Origin of the sequence: Lacticaseibacillus zeae DSM 20178 = KCTC 3804, from assembly GCF_000260435.1 — a bacterium.
GTDB lineage: Bacteria > Bacillota > Bacilli > Lactobacillales > Lactobacillaceae > Lacticaseibacillus > Lacticaseibacillus zeae.
Map to the genome: position 1 here is coordinate 1 of NZ_BACQ01000032.1, position 10,324 is coordinate 10,324.

Annotated in this window: 7 protein-coding genes and 3 pseudogenes; 9 read left to right on the forward strand and 1 reads right to left on the reverse strand. The window is 44.7% G+C overall.

Translation table 11 applies throughout. From position 1 onward, the window contains the following. The 9 genes and pseudogenes from GSO_RS07285 to GSO_RS15715 form a co-directional block, all read left to right on the forward strand. The coding region (locus tag GSO_RS07285; protein WP_010490629.1) for a PTS sugar transporter subunit IIA at positions 1 to 357 on the forward strand (357 nt) is incomplete at its 5' end. A 12-nt stretch (positions 358 to 369) separates the two neighbouring features. After that, the gene (locus tag GSO_RS07290; protein ID WP_010490631.1) at positions 370 to 669 is read left to right on the forward strand and encodes a PTS sugar transporter subunit IIB; all 300 of its coding nucleotides are present in this window, start codon (positions 370 to 372) and stop codon (positions 667 to 669) included. Positions 670 to 714: 45 nt separating this feature from the next. After that, positions 715 to 1,986 (forward strand): PTS galactitol transporter subunit IIC, encoded by a 1,272-nt coding sequence (locus GSO_RS07295; RefSeq protein WP_010490633.1) that lies wholly within the window; start codon positions 715 to 717, stop codon positions 1,984 to 1,986. Between the two features lie 18 nt (positions 1,987 to 2,004). Next, positions 2,005 to 3,054: a galactitol-1-phosphate 5-dehydrogenase gene (locus GSO_RS07300; RefSeq protein ID WP_010490634.1), complete on the forward strand. Its 1,050-nt coding sequence runs from the start codon at positions 2,005 to 2,007 to the stop codon at positions 3,052 to 3,054. 38 nt (positions 3,055 to 3,092) lie between these two features. Continuing rightward, positions 3,093 to 4,175, forward strand: a complete 1,083-nt coding sequence (locus GSO_RS07305; protein ID WP_010490635.1) for a zinc-binding dehydrogenase — start codon at positions 3,093 to 3,095, stop codon at positions 4,173 to 4,175. A gap of 240 nt (positions 4,176 to 4,415) precedes the next feature. Beyond that, positions 4,416 to 6,803 (forward strand): phosphoketolase family protein, encoded by a 2,388-nt coding sequence (locus GSO_RS07310; RefSeq protein WP_010490636.1) that lies wholly within the window; start codon positions 4,416 to 4,418, stop codon positions 6,801 to 6,803. 296 nt (positions 6,804 to 7,099) lie between these two features. Beyond that, a pseudogene (locus tag GSO_RS18670) lies at positions 7,100 to 8,310 on the forward strand (IS110 family RNA-guided transposase). A gap of 545 nt (positions 8,311 to 8,855) precedes the next feature. Then, positions 8,856 to 9,113, forward strand: a pseudogene (locus GSO_RS18360) (PTS transporter subunit EIIC); the annotation flags it as partial. Between the two features lie 34 nt (positions 9,114 to 9,147). Continuing rightward, a pseudogene (locus GSO_RS15715) lies at positions 9,148 to 10,172 on the forward strand (trans-sulfuration enzyme family protein). Here the strand turns inward: GSO_RS15715 and GSO_RS18365 are convergent. Beyond that, on the reverse strand, positions 10,132 to 10,324 hold a 193-nt coding region (locus tag GSO_RS18365; protein ID WP_235713477.1), incomplete at its 5' end, for a hypothetical protein. The pseudogene GSO_RS15715 and the gene GSO_RS18365 overlap by 41 nt on opposite strands.

Below are 10,324 nucleotides of genomic sequence, written 5' to 3' on the forward strand. Positions count from 1 at the left end.
AAAAATTCGCAAATGGTAACTGAGTCTTTTCTGCCAAAAATTAAGGAACGAGAAGCAACATTTCCTACAGGCTTAGAACTCAAAGATAGGGGGGTGGCTATTCCGCACACTGATGCGGATACGATCAAAAGTGAATTCGTTGCTGTTATCACGAATCAGGAGGGCATTCCCTTTAAGAGAATGGACGACCCTAATCAAGATGTGTCAGCAAAGATTATCTTTGTACTAGCTTTAAATCAACCACATGCACAACTTGAGATGCTACAGGCTTTAATGGGCGTTATACAAGATACGTCAGTGTTAAATCAGATCCAGAACGCAACATCGGTGGACGAAATCAAAGAATTACTCAAATAAGAGGTGCTTGTCATGAAAAAGTTAAACGTATTAGTTGCTTGCGGTGCTGGAATTGCAACATCAACTGTTGTTATGAGCAAAGTAGAAGAATTGTTCAAGAAAAATAACATTGATGCTAACTTAGATCAGATAAAGATCGCCGAAGCCTCCTCAAAGCAGGATGGAGCTGACATGTTGATCTCTACAACTGTTTTACCAACAACGTATAAAATTCCGACAATCAAGGCTATGGGATTTTTAACGGGAATTGGCATGGACAAGTTGGAACAGCAAATTGTTGACACCGCAAAAGATATTCAATCAAAGAAATGACCACTTTAATACAAGACAAACGACTTAACATTTTGGAGGTTCCTTATGAAAACGGTTAGCGGAGTTGTTCAATACATCCTAAACATGGGTCCGAGCGTCATGCTCCCAATTATGATATTTATTATTGCGCTTATTTTCAGCGTGAAACCTGCAAAGGCAATACGTTCAGCTTTGACGATCGGCATTGGGATGGTTGGTATCAATCTTGTCATTGGTTTGTTAACTTCCAACATTGGACCTGCTGCCAAAGCAATGGTCAAAAGATTTGGGTTCCATCTGACGATCATTGATGTTGGATGGCCTTCAGCTGCTGCAGGGGCTTGGGGGCAGCCGATTTCCTCAATATTAATTCCAGTGCTATTGGTAACCAATATCATTTTAATCATGTTGAAAGTTACAAAAACCTTAGACATTGATATTTGGAATTACTGGCACATGGTCGCTGCTGGATCTGTTGCCTTTATTGTTACGCAGAGTTGGTGGTTCAGCATCTTATCAGCGATTATCTATATGATCTTCTGCTTAGTCATCGCTGACTGGACAGCAAAGGATGTACAAGAATTTTACGGATTAGAAGGAATTAGTTTTCCAACAGGTTCAAGTGACGCGTTTGGCCTTTTGGGAATTCCAATTTCAGCAGCTATTGCAAGGATTCCTGGAATTAAGAACCTGCATGCTGATTCTGAAACAATTCAAAAGCGTTTTGGTATCTTTGGTGAACCAATGGTAATGGGGATTATTATTGGCGCCGCTATTGGTGCGCTTGGCGGATACGATATTGCTGGTATTTTAAAACTTGGTATCAACATGGGAGCTGTTATGATGCTGATGCCGAGAATGGTCAAGTTGCTGATGGAAGGCTTAATGCCAATTTCTGAGTCTGCACGAGAGGTTCTTCAAAAGCGTTATGGTAAGGATCGTGAGATTTATCTTGGTATGGATGCGGCCTTATCAACAGGAGCACCAGCCACATTAGCGACAGGCTTGTTGTTGGTTCCTATTACTTTGTTTATAGCAGTGATTCTGCCTGGAAATAGGGTGCTGCCTTTTGGAGATTTAGCAACAATTCCATTTTATGTATCCCTTATCGTTGCTAGGAGGCGTGGCAATATTATCCATTCAGTCTTAGCAGGAGCCGTTGTCATCACATTGGCATTGTTTATGGCTACTGACTTTAGTCCTGTGCATACGGAGATGCTACGCGGAGTTGTGAAATTCCCTGCTGGTTCAGCACAAGTTTCTTCCCTCGATATGGGCGGTAATTTCTTAAACTGGATTCTCCTTAAATTCTCAGAGCTGGTAAAAGGATTCATTTAATGAAAGAGGTAAATTTCATTGAAAGCATCAATGTTGGAAGATCTAAATAAATTCTCGGTAAAAGAAATTGATATCCCTAGTCCAAAAAAGGACGAAGTTGTTGTTAAAGTCATGGCTGCTGGTACATGTGGATCCGATAGCCATAAGATGATTAGCGGATGGAAGTATGGCTATCCGGCCGTTATGGGCCACGAGTTCTCAGGTATTGTTACGCAATTAGGGGAGAATGTTTCAAATGTTTCAGTAGGTCAACATGTAGCTGTAGCGCCTTTTATACCATGTTTCAAGTGTCACTATTGTCAGATTGGCCTTTTCCAGATGTGTGAAAATTACTCAATGCTGGGGCAACAAAAGTTCGGTGGTTTTGAACAATATGTTAGTGTTCCTGCCAGAAACGTTCTTGATATCGGAAAGATGAGTTTTGAAGAGGGAGCGTTAATTGAACCAATGGCTGTAGCGGCTCACGCCGTAATGGGAATTAAGCCAGAATTGGGCGATACCGTTGCTGTCTTTGGATTGGGTACGGTTGGCGATTTAGTGGTCCGCTTATTAATTTCTTCAGGGGCAACTAATGTGATTGGAATTGATATCGATGATCAAAAGTTAGAAAAGGGCCTAGATGAAGGTTGCACCCACGTCATTAATTCTGCAAAAGAATCTTTAGAAGAAAAGATTATGGAATATACTGACGGTCTTGGCGTTGATATATCAATGGAGTGCGCTGGGTCAAAGATTACGGAAGAGCAAACATTGCTTGTTACAAAAAGACGCGGCAAGGTTGGGTTTGTTGGAATTGCCTACTCAGATGTTTTGTTACATCAAAAGGCTTTTGAAAACATCTTCCGACATGAATTAACTGTAACAGGTTTTTGGAACTCGTATTCTGCTCCGTTCCCTGGTAGGGAATGGACTAATTCAATTCAATTGGTGAATAGAGGTCGAATAAAAATCAAAGATCTCATAACTCACCGATTTGAGTTAGAAGATATGCAAAAGGCTTTTAACATGATTACGACTCGTTCGGAATCCTTTAATAAAGTGATGTTTTTTCCGAATGGCATAAATTGATTTTGTTTATATTTTGGTGAAATTGGAGGCATTTTATAATGGATGCAGTGAAAACTAAGACAATGAAAGCAGTCGTCAAATCAGAACCTGGATACGATCACATGAGTTTGAAGAATGTACCGATTCCGGAAGTTACGGGCAATCATGTTTTAATGAAAGTCGCATATACAGGAATTTGTGGTACCGACGTTCATACTTTTAAAGGCGAATATGCTAATGCAGTCACACCTTTAACTTTGGGGCACGAATTTTCCGGTAAAGTTGTTGCCGTTGGTGACCAAGTTACCAAGGTACGTCCTGGCGACCGTGTAACTAGTGAAACGACATTTTCAACTTGCGGCCATTGCGTTTACTGTAAAGCGGGTGAATACAATCTTTGCGAAGAACGCGTTGGAATTGGCACAAAGGCAAATGGAAGCATGGCTAATTATGTTTTAACTCGCGAAGAAAGTGTTCACACCTTGCCTGACAATGTTAGTTATAAAATGGCTGCACTTTCAGAACCATTAGCTTGCTGCGTTCATGCTATGTATCAAAAGACGCCGTTTACTCTGCATGACAAATTGTTGATTATGGGCCCTGGACCAATGGGTTTGCTTTCTTTGCAAATTGCCAAGGAAATTGGCGCATTCACTATTGTGTCAGGGATCACTAAGGATACAGAGAGATTGCAAATTGCCAAAGAACTCGGCGCAGACATTGTCGTTGATACTCAAAAAGAGGATTTAGCTAAAGTAATCATGGATGCGACAGACGGTGTTGGCGTAACAAAAGTTTATGATTGCTCTGGTGCCATCTCCGCAGTTAACAGCGCCTTGCCGTTAATCCGTAAAGGTGGGACATTCCAACAGGTTGGACTCTTTGCAAAGCCGCTAAATGCTCTTGATGAGCGTACGATCATTCAACACGAAATCAATTACATCGGTTCTCGTTCGCAAAACCCATATGACTGGCCAATTGCGCTTCATTTAGAGAGCAAAGGTGCTATTGACCAAGACAAGATGATTACTAAGGTATTTGATCTTGATCATTGGCGTGATGCACTTGAAGCAATGATGGCAGGACAAGAACTTAAAGTCATGATTGCCTCAAATCCAGATGATCCTGATTTTCAAAACTGATTGCTAGACACTGATGATTTTCACATGTTGAAGTCTTTCTTTAATATGTGATTGAAAAGGCCAAGAAATTCTGAAATCAGAATTTTCTGGCCTTTGTCTTTGAAGTAGAGACTTTGAACACTGACTCGTATCGAGTGAAAAAATGTAAATTGTTTTTGTGAAAAGGGTTTCAATTATTCTCATTTGTGGTACTATAGTTTTGGAAACTAATGCAAAGAAATGCAAAGGAGATTGCCAATTATGGACCAAACAATTGAAAAAACAACCGATTATTCGTCGAAAGAATATCTGGCTGAAGTCGACAAGTATTGGCGGGCGGCTAACTACCTGTCGGTCGGTCAGCTTTACTTGAAAGACAACCCGCTGTTGAAGCGGCCATTGAAGGCATCAGATGTTAAAGTGCATCCGATTGGTCACTGGGGAACGATTTCGGGTCAAAACTTTATTTACGCCCATTTGAATCGGGTCATTAACAAGTACAATCTGAACATGTTTTACATTGAAGGTCCGGGTCATGGCGGCCAGGTGATGGTCTCTAACTCCTATTTGGATGGCAGTTATTCTGAACTGTATCCAAAGATTGAACAGAACGCGCAGGGCTTACAACGGCTGTTCAAACAGTTTTCATTCCCTGGCGGCGTTGCGTCACATGCCGATCCCAAGACACCGGGCTCCATTCACGAAGGCGGCGAGCTGGGTTACTCTATCCTTCATGGTACCGGCGCGGTGCTGGACAACCCAGGTTTGATTGCGGCGGTTGTCGTTGGTGATGGCGAGTCGGAAACCGGCCCATTGGCAACTTCTTGGCAAGTCAACAAGTTTATCAATCCAGTAACAGATGGCACAGTTTTGCCAATCTTGAACCTGAATGGTTTCAAGATTGCCAACCCAACTGTTTTGTCACGTGAATCCCATGAAGAGCTGGAAGATTACTTCAAAGGCTTGGGTTGGAATCCGCATTTTGTCGAAGGCAAGGATCCAGCCAAGATGCATGTGCTTATGGCAGCCGAAATGGACAAGATCATCGAAGAGATCCAGGCGATTCGGAAGAACGCTAAGGACAACGATGATGAAAGTCGTCCGGCATGGCCAATGTTAGTCTTCCGCGCTCCTAAAGGCTGGACCGGTCCGAAAGAATGGGACGGCGAACCCATTGAAGGCTCCTTCCGTGCCCATCAGATTCCAATTCCGGTGGACCAAGGCGATATGCAACATGCCGATCAACTCGTTGACTGGTTGAAGTCCTACCATCCAGAAGAATTGTTTAATGACGATGGCACCCTTAAAGCTGACATTAAGGCGATCATTCCTAAGGGTGACAAACGTATGGCGATGAATCCCGTGACGAATGGTGGTCAGCTGGCCAAGCATCTGGAGAAGCCAAACCCATCTGATTACGCCTTGGATAACAAGGATCATGGTGCCATCGAAGGTCAAGACATGATGGTGCTTGGTGCCTATATCCGTGACCTGATTAAACTCAATGATAAGAACAAGAACTTCCGCGGCTTTGGACCGGATGAAACCTTGTCCAATCGGTTGAATAAGGTCTTTGAAGCAACGAAACGGCAATGGATGGAACCGACCGACCCGCCATATGATGCCCTGTTGGCGTCACATGGCCGAATCATTGACTCGATGCTTTCCGAACACATGGACGAAGGTATGTTAGAGGCTTATACCCTGACCGGCCGTTATGGCTTCTTTGCCAGCTACGAATCCTTCCTGCGCGTGGTTGATTCCATGCTCACCCAGCACTTCAAGTGGTTACGCAATGCCCATGAAGAAGCTGACTGGCGTGCTGATGTGCCATCTTTGAACGTCATCGCTTCTTCCACGGCGTTCCAGCAGGATCACAACGGCTACTCCCATCAGGATCCTGGCGTCATCAACCACTTGGCGGAAAAGAAGACCAAGTACATCCGTGCTTATTTGCCTGCCGATGCCAATACGTTGGTACGGGTCTTCGACAAGGTCGTTGATTCCAAGCAACTGATTAACCTGATCGTTTCCAGCAAGCACCCACGTCCGCAGTGGTTTACGGACACCGAAGCCAAGGATCTGGTTGAAAAAGGCCTCGGCATCATCGATTGGGCTAGCACCGACCAAGGCGCTGAGCCGGATCTGGTCATTGCGGCAGCCGGTTCGGAACCAACACTGGAAAGTCTGGCCGCCATCTCCATCCTGCACAAGGCCTTGCCGGATCTCAAGATTCGCTTCATCAATGTCGTTGATCTGCTTAAGCTGAAGAAAGACGATCCGCGTGGTTTGTCCGATGACGAATTCGATATGTACTTCACCAAAGACAAACCAGTCATCTTCGCCTATCACGGCTATGATGACCTGATCAAAGACATCTTCTTCGATCGCCATAACCACAATCTACACGTTCACGGCTATCGTGAAGAAGGCGACATCACGACCCCATTTGATATGCGGGTACGGAACGACCTGGATCGCTTCCACTTAGTTAAGGAAGCTGTCTTGGATGTGCCAGACTTCACCGAAAAAGGAGCTCATCTAATGCAGGAAATGGATGATCTTCTGCAGAAGCACCACGATTACATTCGTGAAGCCGGGACAGATCTGCCGGAAGTCGAAGAATGGAAATGGGAACCGTTGAAGTAAGTCTCCTCCTCCTTGGGAAATAGGTAATATTCTAAAACAATCTAAGATTAGTTCCGGTAAGAGGTTGTCAATCCAACTACTCTTACCGGATTTTTCTTTTTCACCATTACACTGAAGATGAAGCTAAGATCGACCATAGCCTCAGGGACTTCGAGTCCGTAAAATAAAAAGGATCTCCGTCATCTTCATCGCGCTAATCTGGTTTAAGATTGAGGGTCTGCGAGACCGTGTTTAGGAAATGAGTTACGAGATGAAGGGGCGGGCTAGCTTCATAGGTTAAGACAGGAAGTCATAATGTGTCCGATGTATTTGCATTGGATGTTTCCAAAGGTCACAGCGCCGGTGTCTGGTATCGTGGTAATCAATGTCTTCAAGAGTTTGAATGTACCCACGATCAGAGCGGCTTTTCCAGATTGTTAAAGTTGATTGACCAGGCTCATGATCCCATCATTTACTTTGAAGCCACTGGCGTCTACTCAGAACCGTTGGCACGGTTTTGTCGAGATCATCAGTTGCGGTACTGCCGACTTAATCCGCTTGAGTTGCACTTAAACTCTGAAAGTTTACGGCGCGTTAAAACCGATCAGAAGGATGCCCACAGAATTGCCCAGTCAGTGATGCAGCACACCTATCGTTTGACGACGCCGTGGACACCTCAATATGAACAGCAACGACAGTTAGATCGTTTTTACGACCAAATTGTTGCAGATATCAAGGTGAAACGAATGAAGCTCAATACCGCCCTCCAGTAAACTTTTCCAGAAGAAGAGCAGTTGTTTAGTTCACGAGTTTCAAAACTTGCATTGAATGTCATTTTGCTTTATCCGCATCCAGACTTTGTTCGTGGTATTTCACGTACTCGTCTGAAGAACAAGCTGATGAGTGAGACCGATAAACGCCTTTCTAAAATGAAAGGACTCAAGTACGCAGAGAAACTGCTTAGACTCGCTAATAACAGCCACCCTGCGGCGGATAAGGATAGCGTCCAGGTGCAGGAAGTCAGATATTACTGCCGGCAACTTATTGAACTCATCAAGCAACAGGAAACTTTGAATAAAGATATGATAACAGCGGCAGAAGCCATTCCAGAATCAGCCCTTTATGCTTCTGCGCCGGGAGTTGCGCTTCAATCCGCTTCCCGGTTAATTGGTGAACTTGGTGATATTCGCCGCTTTGATAACGCTAATCAACTCAATGCTTATGTAGGCATTGATCTCAATCGTTACCAGTCCGGTCAGTATACGCGACAAGATCATATTAACAAGCGCGGAAATCCGCATGCACGAGCACTGACCTACCTGATTGTCAGGAATATGATCAGAGCCAAACACTCCGCGCCAAATCACATTGTGGATTACTACTATAAACTAAAAAAACAACCCCACCCCAAACGAGATAAGGTTGCCGTTGTGGCCTGCATGAACAAGACCCTAACGTGCTTCTATGCCATGGTGATGACAAGCACCAAGTATCATTATGATACACGGACTCGAAGTCCCATAATTAACGCGGAGTCAAAAGCTCCCGCATCTGTATAGTAGTTCATTTCACATATGTTTTAAAGGGCGCGTAACGGAAGCTTATTTGAGTTACCCTAAAAGCCTGGTCCATTCTTGCTGGACGAGGATGCCTAACTCCTCAAGGCTAATCTCCAAGTTCCAAACCATAAATTCCAAACCCCAAGTTCCAAACCCCAAGTTCCAAACCCCAAACCCTTGACTAATCGTAGGAAGAGGCTGGTGTATAATTCCAACCTCAAGCTAAGAGACCCTGAAATTCTGAACTATTCAGAATTTCAGGGTCTCTTTTGTGACACAATACGGCTCCCTGACATTCCAAACATTCCAATTGTACACTTTCTTTTATGGAATATTGTCCTTCAGAACTAATGGGGTTAAAATACTTTATGAAAGCGCTTTAAATGTTTTTTGGGTTTGATTCGTCAGGCACTTGTGTGAACTTAATGTCCGTCATTTGCTTGGGAGGAGAAAACATGATCACGAATACACCGCAAAGGCCGTCTAAACATTCAATTTACCGTATCTTAACGTGGCAGATTCGGCCGAAGACGAGGCTAAAGGCCACACGAATCTGTTTGATACTTTCGCTAACTTTATCTCTTCGTGCATGTCGCCCTTAATTCCTGCCTTGATTGGCGGGGGCATGATGAAGGTCATTGTCATTCTCCTTCCGCTGCTTCATATGTTAAGTACCAGTAGTCAAACATATAAGATCCTCACTATTTTTGGCGACGCCCCGTTTTACTTCTTACCCGTTATGCTTGCCTATACGGCTGCGAATTACTTCAAGTACTACTTTTGCTTATCCGCAGGCAGACGCTAAGGTGCGCTGGGATTATACCCGAAGCGGCAATCCGACCCGTGAATATTTGGAAAAGGAAATTGCTTATTTGGAAGATGGCGATGCCGGATTTGTGTTTTCGAGCGGGTTAGCGGCGATTTCAACCGTCTTTTCGATTTTTGACCGCGACGATCATATTATCATTGGTGATTCGGTTTACGGCGGGACGTATCGACTGTTGAACGATTATTTTACCAAGCATGGCTTGTCGTTTACAACGGTGGATACGCGTGATCTGGATGCGATTAAAGCGGCCATTCAGCCGAATACCCGCGCGATTTATTTTGAAACGCTGTCGAATCCGCTGCTAAAGGTGACGAGCGTTAAAAAAGTCAGCGCGTTGGCTAAGGAGCACGGCCTCTTGACAATTGTGGATAATACCTTTTTGACGCCTTATCTTCAGCAGCCGCTTAACTTGGGTGCGCATATCGTGATTCACAGTGCGACAAAATATTTAGGTGGACATAGCGACGTTTTAGCAGGCTTGGTGGTGACCAAAACGCCGGCGTTGAGTCAACAAGTCGGTTATTTGCAGAACGCGTTGGGGCCAACGTTGGCGCCTGAAGCGGCTAACTTGGTTCGGCGCGGGATCGAAACCCTTAGTTTGCGCATGGCTCGGGAACAGCAAAATGCGCTGGCAATCGCCGAACACTTGGAAGCATCGCCGCTGATTTCAAGTGCTCATTATCCTGGCTTGAAGCGGGATCCGAATTTCAGATAGCGCAGGAAGAACTCAACGGAGCAGGAGGCGTCTTGTCGTTTGAATTGGCAGATAACGTTGATGCCGATCGATTTGTGAACGATCTGAAATTATTTACGTTGGCGGTTTCGCTAGGATCGGTTGCCAGTTTGGCAGAGCTGCCTTGGACAATGACCCACGCCGAGTTGCCGGTTGCCGCGCGCAAGGCAAGTGGGCTTTCGCCGCAACTTATTCGGTTGGCGATTGGTGTGGAAAGTGTACGCGATCTTATTGAGGATCTTGATCAGGCGCTGGCGCAGGTGGGGTGAGGCGTGTTGGCTGATGGCAGTTTAACGTTAGGGAGAAGTCTTGATACAGTACAGTTGCAAAGTAAGCATCTTCATGTAAAAATGAGTAAGTCAAAGTTCGATGTTCCGTCACCAGGCCGTGATTGACTGCAAGCATCACGGCCTTTTTAAAT

Excerpts from the sequence above, each read along its gene's own strand:
- GSO_RS07310 (WP_010490636.1), top strand. The coding sequence starts at position 4,416 with ATGGACCAAACAATTGAAAAAACAACCGATTATTCGTCGAAAGAATAT.
- GSO_RS07305 (WP_010490635.1), top strand. The coding sequence starts at position 3,093 with ATGGATGCAGTGAAAACTAAGACAATGAAAGCAGTCGTCAAATCAGAA.
- GSO_RS07295 (WP_010490633.1), top strand. The coding sequence starts at position 715 with ATGAAAACGGTTAGCGGAGTTGTTCAATACATCCTAAACATGGGTCCG.
- GSO_RS07290 (WP_010490631.1), top strand. The coding sequence starts at position 370 with ATGAAAAAGTTAAACGTATTAGTTGCTTGCGGTGCTGGAATTGCAACA.